Below are 17,063 nucleotides of genomic sequence, written 5' to 3'. Positions count from 1 at the left end.
TTAACTGCACCAATTGTCTGAATTTGCTACTGATTTTTCCCTGGTGAAATAAATGTGAGTAAAATATCGGACTGACGCAGTTGAAACTACAGAGATAAAAAACTAGTAAAGTCAAAGCTGAACTATCATAGATAAATTGTTGTCAATGCCAGCAGCCCATCTACTCAGTCCACTAGTGAGTAAAAGCTACCACATATGTCAAGTAGCTAAGTCTCCCACCTAAATTGTTAAGTATGTCTGACCAATTAAGACTTGATGAAGCGGTAGAGTTTGCTGAAAATCCAGAACCTCGCTGTCCTTGCGTATTACTTCTAGATACTTCAGGTTCGATGCAAGGAGCAGCAATAGATGCTTTAAATGAAGGGCTGCGTGCATTGCAAACAGATTTATTACAAAACTCTCTCGCTTCCCGACGTGTTGAGGTGGCGCTCGTGGTTTTTGATAGTGATGTCAGAGTTATACAGGATTTTGTCACTCCCGACCAACTCGATCTACCAGAACTGACAGCGCAAGGCTTAACCTGTATGGGAACTGGAATTCATCGCGCCCTAGACATGATCCAGTCTCGCAAAGCTACATACCGCGCTCACGGGGTAGCTTATTATCGTCCCTGGATATTTTTAATTACAGATGGAGAACCCCAAGGAGAATCAGAGCAATTAATCGAGCAGGCAAGGCAGCGAATTGAGACAGATGAAGTTAACAAGCATGTAGCTTTTTTCTCTGTAGGTGTAGAAAATGCTAATCTGGAGCGGCTCAAGTACATATCTGTCCGCACTCCACTCAGACTTCAAGGGCTGAGGTTTACGGAAATGTTTCTCTGGTTGTCTGCTAGCATCACAGCCGTTTCTCATTCTCGTTTCGACGAACAAGTAGCATTACCACCTGTGGGGTGGGGAGCAACTTAGGCAGGGAGCAGGGAGTAGGGAGCAGGGGGGACAAGGGAGACAAGGAAGACATGGGGGACATGGGGGACATGGGGAACATAAGAGAGCTTAGGGAGCTGAGGGAGAAAAAATACAAAGAACCAATGACAAATGACAGATGACTAATTACCAAAAGTACATAATGAAAGTGTAAAGAGATGAATGAGTAAATTGACGGAACCCTACACATTACCGTATACAAAAGGAGGATTTGTCGAGCGATGCGATCGCTCTGATTGTCCGTTCACCTAAGATAGGCTAGGAATCAGTAAGGAATCACGATGAATGCGTAACGATGCCCACGATGAGCTATATACAACAGGACAGTTAGATGCTCCTGCTGGAATCCGGCAATGGCGAGTCGCATCCGCCTCAGTTCGAGGTACGAGCCACGAAAAGGTCGGACAGCTTTGTCAAGACGCTCATCATTGGGAAAAGTTGCCCACGGGGGTTTTGGTAGCAGCAGTAGCTGACGGGGCAGGAAGTGCAGCTTTAGGCAAAGTCGGGGCAATTGTCGCCGCGCAAACGGCGGTAGAGACGATTTGTGCTGAAGGCTCTAGACTGCATTTGGTTGACGACGAGCAGGGATGGCAGCGAATTCTGACTCAAGCTCTGGCAGCAGCAAAGACAGCTGTAGAAGCAGAAGCAGCCGTCTGTGGCAAGCAGGCGCGGGAGTTGGCGACGACATTGATTTTAGCAGTTGCTACCCCAGAATTAGTTGCAGCCGTGCAGGTAGGTGATGGCTTGGCAGTAGCGAGCGATCGCGACGGTCAGATTTTTGCTCTGACTGCCGCTCAAAAAGGAGAATATATTAATGAAACAACTTTTCTAGTTTCCCCCCAAGCCTTGGAGACAGTCCAAGTCAACGTTTGGCGGGGAACGACGACAAATATTGCCGTGTTTTCAGATGGGTTGCAGATGCTAGCTGTGAACATGGGCGATGGTTCACCCTACAAACCATTTTTTTCTCCCCTGTTTCAATTTATGGCAGGTGTGGAGGATGAGAGTGAAGCTAAAGAACAACTGGCGGCGTTTTTGCGATCGCCAAGAATTACGGAACGGACGGATGACGACTTGACTTTACTATTGGCGACGCTTGTGAGTTAATTTTGCCATGCGGTTGCAACGAAGCTCCAACAACCAAATTATCACGTTGGACCCCAACTCTAGTCTCGGACATGGGGGAGAAGCCCGTGTCTTTACTGTACCGCACAACGAGGCACTAGTAGCAAAGGTTTATCACAAGCCTAGAGAGATTCAGGCATCTAAGCTAACGGCAATGCTTGCTAACCCGCCAGATAACCCTATGGCGGGGCAAGGACATATCTCGATCGCTTGGCCCGAAGAATTGCTCACGTCAACTGATGGTAGCAATCGCGTCGTTGGCTTTCTGATGCCGCGTGTCAGAGGGATGCACTCCCTACTAGATTTTTACAATCCCAAAACGCGCCGACAAAAATGCCCGTTTTTTAATTATCTCTATCTCCAACGCACTGCCCGTAATATTGCCGCTGCCATGGGAGCGCTGCACGCACGCGGGTATTGTGTCGGAGATGTGAACGAATCTAACATCTTAGTCAGCGATACTGCTCTAGTTACCCTGGTAGATACGGATTCGTTTCAAGTCCGCGACCTGCAAACAGCAGCTATTTATCGCTGCGGTGTCGGAAAGCCAGAATTTACGCCGCCAGAACTGCAAGGAAAGAATTTCGGACAGATCGATCGCGCCCCAGAACACGACTTATTCGGGCTAGCAGTCCTGATCTTCCAACTGCTGATGGAAGGGACTCACCCTTTTTCAGGAATTTATCAAGGTAGTGGCGATCCCCCACCCTATGCAGCACGGATAGCGGCAGGACATTTCACTTATGGCAGCAAGCCAGTACCGTACAAGCCTACGCCGATTGCACCAAACTGGGAGATCTTACACCCCAGTTTGAGGCAGTTATTTGTCAAGTGTTTTGATGCAGGTCATTCTCAACCCAATCTCCGTCCCAACGCCCAAACCTGGCAAGCTGCCCTCAAAGAAGCAGAAAACGCTTTGACAACCTGTAGCGCTAACAATCAGCATCGCTACAGCGATCACCTGCAAAGCTGTCCTTGGTGCGAGCGGGCAGTAAAATTAGGCGGGCGCGACCCGTTTCCGTCCTTGGAGGCAGTCAGACAGAAAAAACACCTCCAACCTTTGCCACCTAAGCGTACTCCTCCTGTATATCGACAGTATCGAGCGCTCGATCGCTCTGCCGCTTATTATTCATCTGCCACGCTCAGCAAACACGCACCATTATTTTTAACACTGCCAAGAAGTCATAGAAGGCTGAGCCGCAGAAAGTTCAACCTGATGATGATGGGCACGTTTAGTCTAGGAGCTGTGAGCTTGATCCTGTTGATGCAGGTGTTAAGTGACGTGCAACTGCCCTTTGATAGTCGTTTTAGCGTTACCTCGATCCCCGAACCACCAAGTAACGGCAAAGTAGCAGCAAAAAGCGGCAATAATTTTGTTGCCTACTACAAGCAGGGCGATGCTTATTACAAAGTAGGAGACTATGAAGGGGCTATTGATAATTACGATCGCGCCATCAAGCTCAATCCCAAGGATGCTCAAGTCTATTTAAACCGAGGTAACGCTCTCTACGAAGTTGCCCAGCATAGCGGCGACCCCGACCGTACCTATCGCCAAGCGATTGAAGACTTCAATCGTACTCTGGGACTCAAACCCAACCAAGCCGAAGCCTATCTCAGTCGCGGCATGGTACGTTATGAAATTGCTCAGTATAGTAAAAATCCCGAAAAAGAATATCAGCAAGCAATTCAAGACTTCGATCGCTCTTTGCGGCTCAACCCCCGTGCTGCCAAAGCACTGGTCAAGCGCGGCATCGTTCACTACAAACTAGCACAGTATAAAGGGGAATTGAGTACGGGCTACAAAGCCGCAATTGCAGATTTTAACCGAGCGCTTAGTATTGACTCCCAAGAAGCAGAAGCCTATCTCAAGCGGGGAATTGTTCGCTACGAGCTAACTCAGTATAGCGGACAGAGCGATCGCGAAGCAGTAGAAGATTTACAAACAGCCGCTAAACTGTTTCTCAAACAAGGCAATATCGAAGAATATCAACTCGCTTTAGGTAACATCTGCGTTGCTCTCGATAAGAATTGCGATTCCTTCCTAAGAAACCCAGAAAAGTTTATTCTTTCTAACCCGCAATCTCTCCCTGGAGAAGGAAAGCCTAAATGAGGAGCGAGGAGTGAGGGAGAGGATAAGGGGGACAAGGAAGATGAGGGAGAGCGGGGAGAAGATTCTTCGAGTGTTCTCCCATACCTCCTACACCTCCCACACTTCACGCACCATGCACTACTCTCTTTCCCTCACTCCTCACTCCTCGCCCCTAGTTCAGCGTTGCTGACCAGAGCTAATTGAGCGTTGAATTTGAGCTAAGGCGCGGTTGTAGTTTAGAATCGCATTGACTCTATCGCCTTCTGCTTGAGTTAAGTCATCCTCAGCATCAATCACTTCTGTTTGCGTCCCTACACCTGCTTGAAATCTGAGGCGTGCCAATCGCAGCGCTTCCCGAGATTGTTCTAAGGCAACAGAAGTCGTTTGAATGTTTTCTAAGTTAGACTGCAACTGAGAGAAAGCTTGTTCTACTTCAAAGCGAATTTGGTTACGCTGTCCGGCAAAATTGGTTTCAGCGATCGCAATATCTGCCTCTTCCTGCCTAGCTCTTGCTCTTGCCGCTCCACCATCAAACAAACTTAAGTTTAAGTTTCCCTGCAAAGAATAGCTATCTGCAAAATTCGTTTCATCGTCAAATGTATCTTCGAGACCGTAGCGGGCAGCAAGACTAATTCGCGGTCCTAGTTCAGCTAAAGCAGCACGCCGTTGTTGTTCGCTAATATTACGCTGTGCTAATTGTTGTTCTAGTTCGGCACGATTTCTAAAAGCCAGTACGATACTGTTTTCTAGAGAGAAGTTCCACTGTCCAGCAACTGCTACCGGATCGGCAGCCGTAACCACGATGGAGTCGTTTAAATTAATTCGCGTTGCAATTTGACGGCGGGCAATTCGTTGCTGGCTTAGGGCATCGGTTAATCTTTGGGTAGCCTGCGCCAACTGTACTTGAGCTTGGAGGACGGCAAAGCGAGTTCCTACCCCAGCTTGTTCTAAGGCTTGGGCATCGCGTAAACTTGCCTGAGCATTGTTGACAGAAGATCGCTGAATCCGTACTTGTTCGTCAGCTCGTTGCAATTCGTAATAATCATTAGCAACGTTGAGGCGCAGTTCTTCTTGCGTCCGTTCTAAATCTAACCGATTAAAACGCAACTGTTCTTCAGCAGCGCGAATGTTAGCAGGACGTAAACCAGAAGTGAATAAATCGTAGCTGAGCGATAGATTGCCGCTCACACTAGTATCGTTGTTATCGGTTTGACCTCCACCAAAGATTTGCTCGAATTCATTTTGTTCCGGTTCTTCGCTGAAAAGATTGTTCCCTGAATTAGTGACACCCGCACCCAGATCCAAGCGTGGATATTCTGCTGCTAAAGCCTGTCGCAGCTGTGCTTGACTCCGCTGTACGTTCAGCCTTGCTTCTTGCAGCTGCGTGCTATTGCGCTGTGCTAGGTCTAACGCCTGCTGGAAAGTAATTGGTTGAGCGCCTACAACCTGTACTTCTTCTGGTTTTGTGGGAAATCGCAATGGATTGGCATCGGGATTGAGATAACTAGGTATTTGAGCCTTGCGATCGTTTAACTGAGAATTAGCAGGCGGCTGGGCTGGTTTAGGTTTGGTTGTTGGTTGTTGGCTGACTGTGGTTGGTAATTGGTAATTGGTTATTGACGGTTGACGGTTGCTGCTCCTATCCCGACTCTCGTACGGGCGGGTGTCCAAACCCGCTCCTACCGACTCCCGACTCCCGATTTCCTGTTTTGATAAGAGAACCGAGGCTTGGGAGTGACGAAACGAGCTTTTTGCTTGCAGGTAAGCTTGTTTGGTAGCTTTAATTGACTGAGTTTTACTAGGTTCAGATTTCATCGCGATCGCACTATCAACAGATGGAGTTTCGCTCGCGATCGCTGGTGCTGGTTCAATCTTAATTAGCTCGGTTGCTAAGAGTGCTACAGCTAGACTCGAACAGAAGTTACGCACTAGAAATAAATGCTGTTGTTTCACCGCACTTCCTCACACGAAAATTTCAGACACCGAAAGCGACAATGACTCAATCGGTCGCTCCGTAAAAATCATAAATAAAAAATCAGATCGTAAATATTAAGCTACTATTTGGGGCGCGATCGCCTGTACTCAGATCCGCGAACGAGTGTCGTAGTCATATAACCACTGGCAAGCCCAATATCGATCGAACGAGTAGCATTCTACTATATAGTTCGGCATATACCAAAAGGCTTAGCACGCATCAACAGATATTGTGACATGAAACCACAAATTCAGTTGACAGTTATTAGGCAGCAGAGAGTAGGGAGCAGGGGAGCAGGGGAGCAGGTGAGCTTCAGGTGCAACAACCACCAATTACCCATTACCCATTACCCATTACCAACTACCAATCTCAAAGAAATACTTAAGAATTTTTCTTTCTCTTTACAATTAAGTATTTTGGATTACATAATTAACGAACAAGATTGTGTCAAAAATTCCTCATCTAGAGATCGCGCTGAATTTAGCAATCCCCAAGCCGATAGTTAGCCTCTAATTGAGGAATGATGGGAATTGTGGGTTTTTCTCCCTACACGCCGAAACCACGTCTCATCGAGCGCTCTAATCAGAATTAACTTATATGCACACCGTAATAGTACGGGTTCGTTGCTGTTTGTCCCGCAACTGAAATCGATACTTTTACTGTGGAGGAGCCTGCTGAAGCAGCCCAAAGCGAACTCGATCGCGTCACTGTTGCCACTCAAACTGCTAAAGTTGATGCCGAGCGCGCCCAGGAGTTGTTAGAGGCTGGGAGCGCAGGCGCTTCTAGCTCAAGCACAACAGCGATTTAGAGCTGCTCAAGCCGGATTGCAAATTGACGGTTCCCGCACTTTGAACTATTCCGATGATTCGCCAAAGGGAAATTAATACCGAAATTGCCGACTTACAACGCCAAGCAGCCCAAATGCGCGTAGAAGAGCGAATCACCGAGCTAGAACTAGCAAAACTGCTCCAGTAGACCCGATTGAATAAAGTTGTAGTAATTTCCGCCCCAACTACGGGCGCTGTGTGGTCTGTTGATGCCAAAGGTGGAGAGTATCTTGCTTCGAGTACTCCGGTGCTGCGGGTTTTGAATTGTCAAAATCGCTGGGTAGATGCTTTCTTCTCGGAAGATAGTACGAAAAATGGAGGTGTTGTAGAATTATTGATGTACTAACCTTTGCTTAAAAAGATAGCAGCATCAACTGTACAAAAAGTAGCCATGATTACATAAATACTGCATTGTCCTTACTACCAGGGAATAGATCTAGTTAAGAATGGGAAGACTCCTCAAGGGAAGCAACGCTATCAATGTCGAGAAACCTGCTGTGATGGTTGAACATTCAATGCGCGATTATACTTACCCAGGTCAATCCAAAAAGGTAAAAGAGCAAATTGTAGACATGGCACTTAATGGTAGTGGAATTCGAGATACAGCAAGAGTTTTGCATGTTAGTGCTAGCACTGTTATCAAAGAATTAAAAAAACCGCAACTGCAACAAGTGAATCTCGCAGCGTTAAAGCAACTGGATTGTGAGTCAATCGCCGTTGATATTTGTCTAGCTAAATCAGATAAAATGCCGTCAGAACTAGAAGCGGAGCTAGACGAGATGTGGAGTTTTGTTGGCAACAAAGCGAACCAAAGGTGGCTATGGTAAGCTATTGAACGGCAAAGTGGAAAAGTTTTGGCTTATGTGTTTGGGACACGAAAAGATGAAGTTTTTCTTCAGATGAAAGCACTGTTAATGCCCTTTGGAATTAGCCGCTTTTACACTGATGACTGGGGAGCATACGAACGGCATTTAGACGCATTAAACCATAAAGTGGGTAAGCAGAACATACAAAAGATAGAGAATAAACACTTAAACTTACGAACACGAATTAAACGTTTGGCGGACGCGAAGTATTTGTTTTTCCAAGACGATTCTGATGCATGATATTGTGATTGGGCTGTTTATTAACCGCTACGAGTTTGGCTTGTCAATTTAATCTTTGTCAACACCTCTATAACATCTCCACAATTATGTAGATTGGATAGGAATTGACGGCTACAACTGGGGTCAAACTCAAACCTGGTCTCAGTGGCAAAGACTTACAAAACTTATTCTGCCTACAAAACAGCCATTCGTAACAGCAGTTGGATTTATCCCAACACAAAAAATCCCCGCCTGATTACAGATGCAGAGTTTGCTGGTTTGTAATATGGGAAGGCAGAGAGCAGAAGATAGCAATTAGGGATGACCACCGCCAGAATCATCCCCACACGTCAAGCAATATTAATGTTTCAATTCTTAAGCTGCATCAAAAGCTTTAGTCTTTACCAGTCACTGATTCCAAAGCATTCTTTAGCTTGTCTTCAACTGAAGTTGCTTTAGCATTTTCTGGACGACTCATTTTGTTTAAGTCAGCAGCTCCTTGAACTTCATTAAGACCTTCTTGAGCTTTGGTTTGCGTTTCTTTACGGGAGTAAGGATCTTTGATGACTGCTTCTTGAGCTTCTTTCTCAATGCCTCTTAGCTGGGCTTCACCTTGCTGGGGAGCAGTAGGGCTACCACTGGGATTGATAGGAGCGCTGAAAGCGGGAAGCGCTTGAGAGAATACTAGCAACGCGCTGACACAGATAGCAAATAAAATGCGAACTGGGCGCAACGCAGATAAATTGAATCGAACAGAGCGCATACTGGTTTCTCCTGCGATCGACAATTGTAATAACAAACTTGTAATTTATGGCTACGTTTCGCTGAAATTCAGCAAAATTCGGAACCAACCTTCTTTATTTAGCGCTAATCTTTGATTTAGTTACATCTACATCAGGATAGATATATTTAATACTAATCGCAGACGAGAAATTCAATCTTTGGTAATAATGGATCGCGTACGATTCCGACACCAATAAAATTCCAACGCTTCAATAATGCTCCTAGTTGAGTACCAGGAATCGACTCAATTGCAAATTGGTCGGCTACACCAGCAGCATGAGTATTCAGATAAGTCAATGCCTCAAAATGCTCGCTAAATAGTAACAAATAGCCTGTGTTTTTCTCAGCTACATCGCGATTTACCCGGGCAACTAAATAGCTGCCATCAGACTTAGAACGCGCAATGTAGTAGATTTGGGACAACATGAATGAGAAGTCGTAAGTCGTAAGTAGCTGGTCACTGATAACTGATTAGGGGTTTTCCAATTTGATCCGGGGATCGGCGATTTTGAGTAGCAGGTCGGCGATTAAGTTGCCCACAATTAACATTACGGCTCCCATGACCAAGCTTGCCATGACGAGATACAAATCTTGAGCTAAGACTGCTTGCAAAATTAAGCGCCCTAATCCAGGCCAGTTGAAGAAGAATTCAGCAATAAACGCACCGCTTAACAACCCAGCCAGTTCAAATCCTAAGATGGTGATTAGGGGATTGATGGCGTTACGCAGAGCGTGGACGTAGATCACGCGGTTTTCTGGTAGTCCCTTAGCGCGGGCAGTTTGAATATAATCTTGACGGAGTACGTCGAGAAGTTCGCCACGGGCGATCCGTTGCAAGCCTGCAAAGCTGGTAATACTTAAAGCTATGGTGGGTAAAATCATGTGCCAGCCAACATCGAGGATTTTACCTAAAGGGGTGAGGTCGGCGTGGTTGATACTCGTCATGTCTCCTACGGGAAATAGGGGAGAGACGTTTTGAGCGAAGATCAGGAGTAACAAGGCAGTGATGAAGCTGGGAAATCCCTGTCCGGTGTAGCTGATAACTTGTAAAACGCGATCGCTCCATTGATTTTGCTTCACGGCGGCGACAATTCCTAAAGGAATGGCGATCGCCCAGGTGACAATTAAAGATGAAATTGCCAGTAGTAAGGTGGCTCCAACCCGCTCCCACAACAAAGAAGACACGGAACGCTGATAGACGAAACTCGTACCAAAATCACCCTGAGTCACAATCCGCCACAACCAACGGAAATACTGTTCGACCCAGGGACGGTCTAATCCGAATTGTTGTCGCAATTGCTCGATTCGTTCTGGGGAGATTTTGGGGTTTTGCCGTAGCGTATCCAAATAATCTCCTGGAGCAAGCTGAATAATAAAGAAAGACAGTGCAGATGCTAGTAATAATGTCAAGAGGGCTTGTGCTAGTCGCTTGATAAGATAAATAAATATTTCGCTTGAGGCTAACCCCGTCAGCCACTGCCGACCAGATGTTAATGAAAGTTTACTAGAAGCCATAATGTGAGCGATCGCGCTTTAGCTTTCTAGGATAATAGCCTTTTGGCTAAAATGTTTGCTGAGATGATAACCATTCTTTTCTTTTGAAGACGAATAGGTAAATGTAGGTGCGATCGCTACAGGACAAAGATACTACATGAGAAATTATAGAACCATACCAACAAGGTGCGCGTAGATACACTCAAGTTAAGTAACAAAGTACTGTTTGAGAATGTAAATAATCGCAGCACAAAACGGTGTGTAATGTCCGTTAGAATCGAGTTGCTCGTAACCTTCAACTAATTTTTGAATTTCTGCATCCGTGAGTCCTTCAAGCAGTGGTAAACTTCTCTGAAGTTGCCTGCGTCTTGTTGCCTCTAGCTTAGAATTATTTAGTCCTAATCTTTCAATAGTTTCTTGTCCAGCCGTCTGCATGAGCGAGTCATCTGTGGGGAGAATTTCCCCAAAAGCTGTGTATCTGAAGAATTCAGCACAGTTTTCTTGTAATGGAGAGACAGTCAAATTTGGATTATACCATTCACTTTTTTGATGTCCGCAGTGTTCCGACCTCAGAGGTAATTGGGGTAATTGTTCGGTCGATCTTTCTTCACCTTCCCCTGGATAGGAAGCAAGAAGATTAGAGTATTTTAATGCAAATTCTGAGAATAATTTACGCGGTTTAAAATGTTCGATATGGCTGCTGGTGATATTTATCCGCATTCCACAATAGCAACATATGTATCCTTGCTCTCGTAGCAAAGCTTCATGTACATCTGTTTTCTGTGGTTTACTAAAATTCTCCCAATTTGGCTGCCATTCATGATTCGATAACGCTTTTCAGGCGGAGAAACTTTGTGGTTCCGCACCCTTTCTAATATATTTCACCTACCCAAAATTTCCCTTCGCCGAATCAATACCTCTGCGCTAGCAAAATCTGGCTCGTCAGCACCAATTTCTGCTACTAAATCTTTTTGTAACTCTCTCGCACCGTCAATATTTCCTTCATCAATAAGTCTGAATAAATCACGCAGACGATTTTTGATTTCTAGAGGACGTTCTGGGACACCCATTAAATCTTCTAAGATACGATTGCTATCTCTTCCATAAGAACTTGTTGGACGTTTGGCAATAATACCTGTATCTATTGCTTCTAAAATATAGATACCCTCTGGTTTTACATGGCTGACTACTTGTGGTGAGTGGGTAGTCACAATAAATTGACAGTTGGGAAATGTTCTAGTCAAAGCCGGAATAATTTCTCGTTGCCATTTGGGGTGTAAATGTAATTCAATTTCATCAATTAAAACTACGCCACTACCTTCTAGCGGATTTTCTAAGGATGGATTTGCGATCGCTAATCGTCTAGCTAAATCTCCCACCATTGCTAACAAACATTTTCCCCATCAGATAGCTGATTTACTATAAGTTCTTGACCAGTTTTATTGACAGTCATTCGGAGAGGCGATCGCCTTACTCTTAGATTTGAAAAATTAGGTTGTAAAGAGATAATTGCTTTTCTCACTGCTTCTAACTGTGAATCTGTGAAGTTATAGTTATCTCGTAGTAACTCGCTTTCTAGATCTTCTCTGTTTCTAAACCATTGAAAAAAACTAGTAAAATCAATTCTTCTTCCTGTAAGTGCCTGTTCGTAAGCATCTATTTGTTTAAATTGATTTTTGGTGGGAATCTCCAGGCTAACATCAAGAACTGCTCGATTCACTGGATAATACACTGCAAGAGGTATATTGTAATCAGGCTCATTCTGCCAATGTCGCCAAAACGCATTAGCAGCAGCACTGGTAGCTTCGTGCATCGAATCTTTGGATACGCCGTTACGAACTCGACTAATTTCCCAATAAGAATTGTCAGATAGTAGGATATTTAGGCGTGTGAACGTATCATTATTAAAAATATCAATTTCACTAAATCTTCTTAGTTCTTCATTTGGAAACTTTCCTCCCATCCATTCCATGAAACGAGAAAGCAAGAGAGAAAGACAATCAAGAATACTTGATTTACCTACACCATTAATTCCAATAAGAACAGTCGGTTCGGTTTCATCAAAATCTAACGTCAGATCGCCAATCCCACGGAACGATCGCATTTTCAGTTGCTTAACTCTCATAGTTTCACCTAAGCCGATCGCAATTTAATATTACCTTTATCAAAAACCCGATTATCTGTACCGATCGCACTTACTTCTATTCTGTCGGCATACACTTCATAAGTGGCAAAACTCAACTTGCTTGCAGAAAGCGCCGTCCACTCGGAACGATTTACCGGACGAGTTCCCGCACCACTACCAGTAATCATATATGTCGTACCATTAATAGGACGCGATCGCTCGTAATTGTGATCGTGTCCGTTGATGTAGAGTTGTACGCCATACTTTTGAAATAGTGGCGTAAATTGTTTAATAAAAGTTTGATTATTGCCGTAATGACCGGAAGAATAAACCGGATGATGTCCAAATACAATTTTCCAAGGCGCATCGCTGCGACTGAGTTCTTTTTCTAACCAAGCTAGTTGAGTATCCCAATCGGCATTACTATTAGTATCGAGAGCGAAAAACTGTACTGAATCGCGGCGGAAAGTATAGAATCGTCCTTGCATATTGAAGCCGGGATACTGAACTTGCGGATCGCCGTTAGCAGTGCGAATATCGTGATTGCCAAGACAGGCGTAAAATTTTACCCCTTGTTTGAGCAGAGGTTGATAAGGACGCTCGAAGACAGCTTGAATTTTTTCGATCTCGCCGTTGTTGTAAATATTATCTCCCGCCAAAATTGCTAAGTTAAACTTGTTTTGACGGTGATAGGCAGCCATTGCCTCAGCTACAGCATATTGTCCGCGATCGCCCGTTCCCGTATCTGCTACCGAGATAAATCGCAACAAAGGTTTTGTAGATGGCTTAGGCTTTAGATCGTCAGCACCAGAAGCAATTGCCGATTTCTCCTGTGTCGGAGATTCACGTCCGTGGATTTTGTTCCACAGCGCCACACCAAAAAAGCTCAATGTACTCAGGAATAGAAATTTACGGCGTTTGAGATTCATAAAGAATGGTAATTGGTAATGGGTAATTGGTAGTTGGTAATGGGAACAGTGTAGAGACGTTACATGTAACGTCTCTACACTGTTCCCTGTTCCCTGATAAGCTAGGTGCAGCACCCGCTAAGAATTTAACTTATCTTCGATCGTTTCGCTGCCTGGGAGGAAGAAATTTATGTCACAGGAACCGTCTAATTCCCAAAAGTCACCTTCCCCTGAACGTAAGCCAAAAGCAAATTCCTTTCAAGCGGCGGTAAAAACACAAACAATTAAACTGCTGCGTGGCACAATCGGAGTTATAGAAGGAGCGATCGCTCAACTAGAAGCAGAACCCACAACCACGACTGAAGCAAGTTGGTGGGAACCTTTACAAGATGGCTGGAGTTCTGTTTTGGGAAAAATTCGCTCTGTGCTACCAGCAAATCTTTCAGGTAAGCTGTCTAACTCTGCTTTGACCGGAATTATGGCAGGAATTGTAGTAGTTTTGGTGCTGACAACCTCAAATCTATTTCCAGGTAAACCTACAGAGGTTGCAGTTGCTCCTACTCCCAGATCGGAACTACCAGTAGTTACAGCAATTCCTTCTCCTACAACACCGGAACCCTCAGCAGTTACTACAACTCCTGCTTCTGAACCGGAAATACCAATCGCTACAACGCCTCCTTCCACTCCTTCCCCTACGAATGAACCCTCTCCCGCAGTGGAAGTGGAACCAAAAATAACAATCCCTAGTGAGTTAACTGCACCCGCTGCACCTCAGCCAGTAAAAGTTCCTAAGTCAATGCCTACCCTAGTTGCACAACTAACACCAGAAGAGATTTTAGTCGCCACAATTCAAAAACAAGTTGAAGAAATTAGCGATCGCGTTGCGGATGGATTAATACAATCTATTCAACCCAATTTTGGGGGTAGCAATTTGGTACTCACGCTTGGCGATGACTGGTACGATCTCCAGTCTTCCGAACAAGACAAATTAGCAGCTCAAATGCTAGAAAGATCCAGAGAACTCGATTTCAGTCGCTTGGAGGCGATCGATCCCAAAGGAAATATAATCGCTCGTAGTCCAGTTGTGGGCAAAGATATGATAATTTTCCGACGACAAGATTTAAGTAGCAATCTCTAAAAGGCGATCTGCTCCCTTTGAAGACAAACTCAGCCTTTATTCTTAAGAAAGATTAAGCCATTTTAATTTATGAATAAAGAAATAAAGAAATTGTTTTATTTATATGAATATTCAACTTTTTATCCTTAACTGTTAATTTTGTCTCGCTTGTAGCGCTCGATTATGTATCGTATGTAGCAATTCGTTTTGAATTAGATATACCTAATAACTAAGAGTATTAAATGACAATGGATTGAGCCTGCTAATTGTTAAAGTTTCAGATTAGATTTAAAGTCTGTAAATTTTACTAGACAGTTACGCTCTTACATTTGTGTTTATATATTATGACCGTGCTAACCAAGTCAGATTAGCTTGTTACAATTTAATCCAAATTAGCAATGCCTGTACTAGTAAGCTGGTTCGATACAGGTAGTTTTAGTATAAGTCAGTTATTACATTTTCACTTTGCTATCGTTCTAGTCAAACTCAATCTCCAAAATTCTGAGGTATCAATGACTTTTTATCAAGAGATAACACAAGATGAAGTTCTCGATCGCAGCAAAATCTTAACCAGACAGATGAAGAAAGAGATCGACCCCTACGAGGAGGCTAACACACACCCTAACGGTGAGCTATTAAATACCTTCAGTCGGGGTCGAGTCGCTATTTTTATCGATGGCTCTAGCCTCTTCTATGCTGCTTTACAACTAGGAATTGAAATAGACTATACTAAACTGCTGTGCCTGTTAACAGCAGAGTCCCCTCTCTTACGTGCTTTCTTCTACACGGGTGTCGATCCGATCAACGATAAACAACAAGGTTTCTTACTTTGGATGCGTCGTAATGGTTATCGCGTCGTTAGTAAAGACTTAATTCAATTTCCTGACGGTTCTAAAAAAGCAAAGTTAGATGTAGAAATAGCCGTTGATATGATGACCCTAGCTAGCTGTTATAATACAGCCGTTTTAGTCAGTGGAAATGGAGATCTTGCCTATGCAGTTGATGCAGTTTCTTATCAAGGTGTACGTGTAGAGGTCGTCAGTCTTCGGTCTATGACTAGTGATAGTCTGATCAATGTTGCCGATCTCTACATCGATTTAGCTGGAATTAAAGAGCAGATTCAAAAAATATTTCCTTCTGAGTCAAGTTCAACTCGGTTGAAATGACGATTAGACTTTGAGTGTCACTAATTCTCGATTTCGTCTTGCGAGAACCTCTGTAATTAAGGTTGGCATTTCTTGATAGCAAGCCGGACAAAACCAATAAATGCCTTTAGCACTAATGTGGCGTAGTAATGTTTGAGAACAACAAGGACAAGTTGGTGTAGACATAGCTAATGATTGGGGTGAAAGTGTGGAAACTGACTTATAACAGAAGCAAGATTGAGTCTATTTATGCAGATCTATTCGGAGGCACATCGTCACAATTCCAAATTCAAAATTTAGAATTCAGAACTCACTCTAACCAAACCAGTGGGAAGGTGCTAATCCAGATTCTGTTTCTGAGGGAATATGATGAACGATCCATTCCCAATATTGCTGTAATATCTCTTGAATTCCTTGCTTTGCTAAGTTTTCGATCTGCAATTTTCGGTAAGAACTACAATCTCCGAAAGTAGTGCAATTTTCTCCTTCTTCTAAAACTGTATAGGAGTTAGCAACTCTGCTTAAAATATAAGCGATCAATTTTTGGCGTAAGTCTGGAATTGCAAAAGCTTTTTGATAGGGGTAATGAGGATAATCCTCTAACGCAGTTTCAATGTGTTCGACAACCATGGGTAATGTTAAGTTCACAACTGCTTTAGTCATTTTTTATACCTCAATCTATCAATCTCTAAAATCTGCCTAAATCGTCGTAGTTTTAATCTAAGTGATAAATATGAGGAACTTGTGAGAAAATAAAAATTTTTCACAATTTCTAGTTAAGTTTGTTAACAAAAACATGAACTGATGTAAACTAGTTTTCATAATTGTGGCAGCACAATTCACTCTGGCTAAGCGATGGCAAATAATCACAACTATTTTGCTTCAACCGTTCTTCTTGTAATCAAGCCTGTTAGTTAGTTGCATCTCGACCATTGGTCAAGAGATTCTCTATCTAAAGATAGATTGACACAATATAATGAAAACCGCATGGATGTCTGTTAGTTTGCATACAAAAACCTAAATTTGTTAGGCGATCGCATCAGTTATCGTAGGGGCGGGTTTAGCAAAAAATTGACAGTTTACAGCAATAATCTTCCTGCAAAACCCGCCCGTACAGCAGTCAGAAACCGTAGGGGCGGGTTTAGTAAAGTCTCGATGGTTAGTGATAATAATCTTCCTGCAAAACTCGTCTGTACAGGAATTATTTTTATCGTCTTAACCCCTAATTTCTAACCTTTAATATCTCTGCATTTACTATGCTTTAGAACGGTGTTTTTTATCGTTGATATCACCTTCAAAAGGCTGAACTCCTGTATTTGGATACTGGTCGTCGTTCGGAGCAAAAATTCGCTTAACCGCAGCTCCTAAATAAGTTACCAGTTGTGCTAAAGCATTCCATACAAACTGTACGACTTGCCGTGATATTCTACTGAGCGACATATTTTTTCCTCCTAATTCAACTAA

General features: G+C 43.7%; 21 protein-coding genes and 1 pseudogene. 11 read left to right on the top strand and 11 right to left on the bottom strand.

What is annotated here, in order from left to right; translation table 11 throughout:
* Positions 1-233: 233 nt before the first annotated feature.
* The 3 genes from H6G17_RS04115 to H6G17_RS04105 all read left to right on the top strand — a co-directional run bounded on the left by H6G17_RS04115 (position 234) and on the right by H6G17_RS04105 (position 4,161).
* Entirely contained in the window at positions 234-908 is a 675-nt protein-coding gene (locus tag H6G17_RS04115; RefSeq protein WP_192154413.1) for a VWA domain-containing protein, read from the top strand.
* A gap of 303 nt (positions 909-1,211) precedes the next feature.
* Positions 1,212-2,033, top strand: a complete 822-nt coding sequence (locus tag H6G17_RS04110; protein ID WP_192154411.1) for a PP2C family serine/threonine-protein phosphatase — start codon at positions 1,212-1,214, stop codon at positions 2,031-2,033.
* 7 nt (positions 2,034-2,040) lie between these two features.
* Complete coding sequence (locus tag H6G17_RS04105; RefSeq protein ID WP_192154409.1) at positions 2,041-4,161, top strand: tetratricopeptide repeat protein; 2,121 nt, start codon at positions 2,041-2,043, stop codon at positions 4,159-4,161.
* A gap of 156 nt (positions 4,162-4,317) precedes the next feature.
* Here the strand turns inward: H6G17_RS04105 and H6G17_RS04100 are convergent, their stop codons facing one another.
* Positions 4,318-6,093 carry a TolC family protein gene (locus tag H6G17_RS04100; RefSeq protein WP_192154407.1) on the bottom strand — a complete coding sequence of 592 codons (1,776 nt, stop codon included), beginning with the start codon at positions 6,091-6,093 and terminating at the stop codon, positions 4,318-4,320.
* 258 nt (positions 6,094-6,351) lie between these two features.
* Here H6G17_RS04100 and H6G17_RS04095 point away from each other — a divergent pair, with 258 nt between their 5' ends.
* The 6 genes from H6G17_RS04095 to H6G17_RS34510 all read left to right on the top strand — a co-directional run bounded on the left by H6G17_RS04095 (position 6,352) and on the right by H6G17_RS34510 (position 8,048).
* Positions 6,352-6,621: a hypothetical protein gene (locus tag H6G17_RS04095; protein ID WP_192154405.1), complete on the top strand. Its 270-nt coding sequence runs from the start codon at positions 6,352-6,354 to the stop codon at positions 6,619-6,621.
* A gap of 155 nt (positions 6,622-6,776) precedes the next feature.
* A complete protein-coding gene (locus H6G17_RS04090; protein WP_192154403.1) occupies positions 6,777-6,923 on the top strand; it encodes a hypothetical protein in 147 nt (48 codons plus the stop codon).
* A gap of 173 nt (positions 6,924-7,096) precedes the next feature.
* Entirely contained in the window at positions 7,097-7,288 is a 192-nt protein-coding gene (locus H6G17_RS04085) for an HlyD family efflux transporter periplasmic adaptor subunit (RefSeq protein WP_192154401.1), read from the top strand.
* A gap of 57 nt (positions 7,289-7,345) precedes the next feature.
* Entirely contained in the window at positions 7,346-7,450 is a 105-nt protein-coding gene (locus H6G17_RS34515; RefSeq protein WP_347276410.1) for an IS1 family transposase, read from the top strand.
* On the top strand, positions 7,443-7,769 hold the full coding sequence (locus tag H6G17_RS32425; RefSeq protein ID WP_199316487.1) for an IS1-like element transposase: 327 nt from the start codon (positions 7,443-7,445) through the stop codon (positions 7,767-7,769). The genes H6G17_RS34515 and H6G17_RS32425 overlap by 8 nt, the downstream gene beginning before the upstream one ends.
* A 36-nt stretch (positions 7,770-7,805) precedes the next feature.
* Complete coding sequence (locus tag H6G17_RS34510) at positions 7,806-8,048, top strand: IS1 family transposase (RefSeq protein ID WP_347276409.1); 243 nt, start codon at positions 7,806-7,808, stop codon at positions 8,046-8,048.
* A gap of 373 nt (positions 8,049-8,421) precedes the next feature.
* Here H6G17_RS34510 and H6G17_RS04075 read toward each other — a convergent pair whose 3' ends face one another.
* From H6G17_RS04075 to H6G17_RS04050, 7 genes and pseudogenes are all read right to left on the bottom strand, one after another.
* The gene (locus H6G17_RS04075; protein ID WP_192154399.1) at positions 8,422-8,790 is read right to left on the bottom strand and encodes a low temperature-induced protein; all 369 of its coding nucleotides are present in this window, start codon (positions 8,788-8,790) and stop codon (positions 8,422-8,424) included.
* Positions 8,791-8,942: 152 nt separating this feature from the next.
* A complete protein-coding gene (locus H6G17_RS04070; RefSeq protein ID WP_192154397.1) occupies positions 8,943-9,236 on the bottom strand; it encodes a hypothetical protein in 294 nt (97 codons plus the stop codon).
* A 45-nt stretch (positions 9,237-9,281) separates the two neighbouring features.
* Complete coding sequence (locus tag H6G17_RS04065) at positions 9,282-10,325, bottom strand: ABC transporter permease (RefSeq protein ID WP_192154395.1); 1,044 nt, start codon at positions 10,323-10,325, stop codon at positions 9,282-9,284.
* 186 nt (positions 10,326-10,511) lie between these two features.
* Positions 10,512-11,102, bottom strand: a pseudogene (locus H6G17_RS04060) (retron system putative HNH endonuclease); the annotation flags it as partial.
* A gap of 83 nt (positions 11,103-11,185) precedes the next feature.
* On the bottom strand, positions 11,186-11,686 hold the full coding sequence (locus H6G17_RS32415) for an AAA family ATPase (protein WP_199316485.1): 501 nt from the start codon (positions 11,684-11,686) through the stop codon (positions 11,186-11,188).
* A gap of 2 nt (positions 11,687-11,688) precedes the next feature.
* Positions 11,689-12,429: an AAA family ATPase gene (locus H6G17_RS32410; protein WP_199316484.1), complete on the bottom strand. Its 741-nt coding sequence runs from the start codon at positions 12,427-12,429 to the stop codon at positions 11,689-11,691.
* Between the two features lie 8 nt (positions 12,430-12,437).
* Positions 12,438-13,358, bottom strand: coding sequence for a metallophosphoesterase (locus tag H6G17_RS04050; RefSeq protein ID WP_192154393.1), 921 nt, complete (start codon positions 13,356-13,358; stop codon positions 12,438-12,440).
* Positions 13,359-13,527: 169 nt separating this feature from the next.
* Here H6G17_RS04050 and H6G17_RS04045 point away from each other — a divergent pair, with 169 nt between their 5' ends.
* Positions 13,528-14,475, top strand: coding sequence for a hypothetical protein (locus H6G17_RS04045; RefSeq protein ID WP_192154391.1), 948 nt, complete (start codon positions 13,528-13,530; stop codon positions 14,473-14,475).
* Between the two features lie 557 nt (positions 14,476-15,032).
* Positions 15,033-15,620 (top strand): NYN domain-containing protein, encoded by a 588-nt coding sequence (locus H6G17_RS04040; protein ID WP_347276408.1) that lies wholly within the window; start codon positions 15,033-15,035, stop codon positions 15,618-15,620.
* 3 nt (positions 15,621-15,623) lie between these two features.
* Here the strand turns inward: H6G17_RS04040 and H6G17_RS04035 are convergent, their stop codons facing one another.
* The 3 genes from H6G17_RS04035 to H6G17_RS04025 form a co-directional block, all read right to left on the bottom strand.
* Positions 15,624-15,785 (bottom strand): hypothetical protein, encoded by a 162-nt coding sequence (locus H6G17_RS04035; protein ID WP_181245401.1) that lies wholly within the window; start codon positions 15,783-15,785, stop codon positions 15,624-15,626.
* 129 nt (positions 15,786-15,914) lie between these two features.
* Positions 15,915-16,262: a hypothetical protein gene (locus H6G17_RS04030; protein ID WP_015154042.1), complete on the bottom strand. Its 348-nt coding sequence runs from the start codon at positions 16,260-16,262 to the stop codon at positions 15,915-15,917.
* 591 nt (positions 16,263-16,853) lie between these two features.
* Positions 16,854-17,039 carry a hypothetical protein gene (locus H6G17_RS04025; protein WP_192154389.1) on the bottom strand — a complete coding sequence of 62 codons (186 nt, stop codon included), beginning with the start codon at positions 17,037-17,039 and terminating at the stop codon, positions 16,854-16,856.
* Between the last annotated feature and the right edge of the window lie 24 nt (positions 17,040-17,063).

The sequence above is a fragment of the Chroococcidiopsis sp. [FACHB-1243] genome, assembly GCF_014696895.1.
Classification (GTDB): Bacteria; Cyanobacteriota; Cyanobacteriia; order Cyanobacteriales; family Chroococcidiopsidaceae; genus Chroococcidiopsis.
Note: the sequence above shows the minus strand (reverse complement) of the source record. Positions and strands in the feature narration are given on the sequence as shown.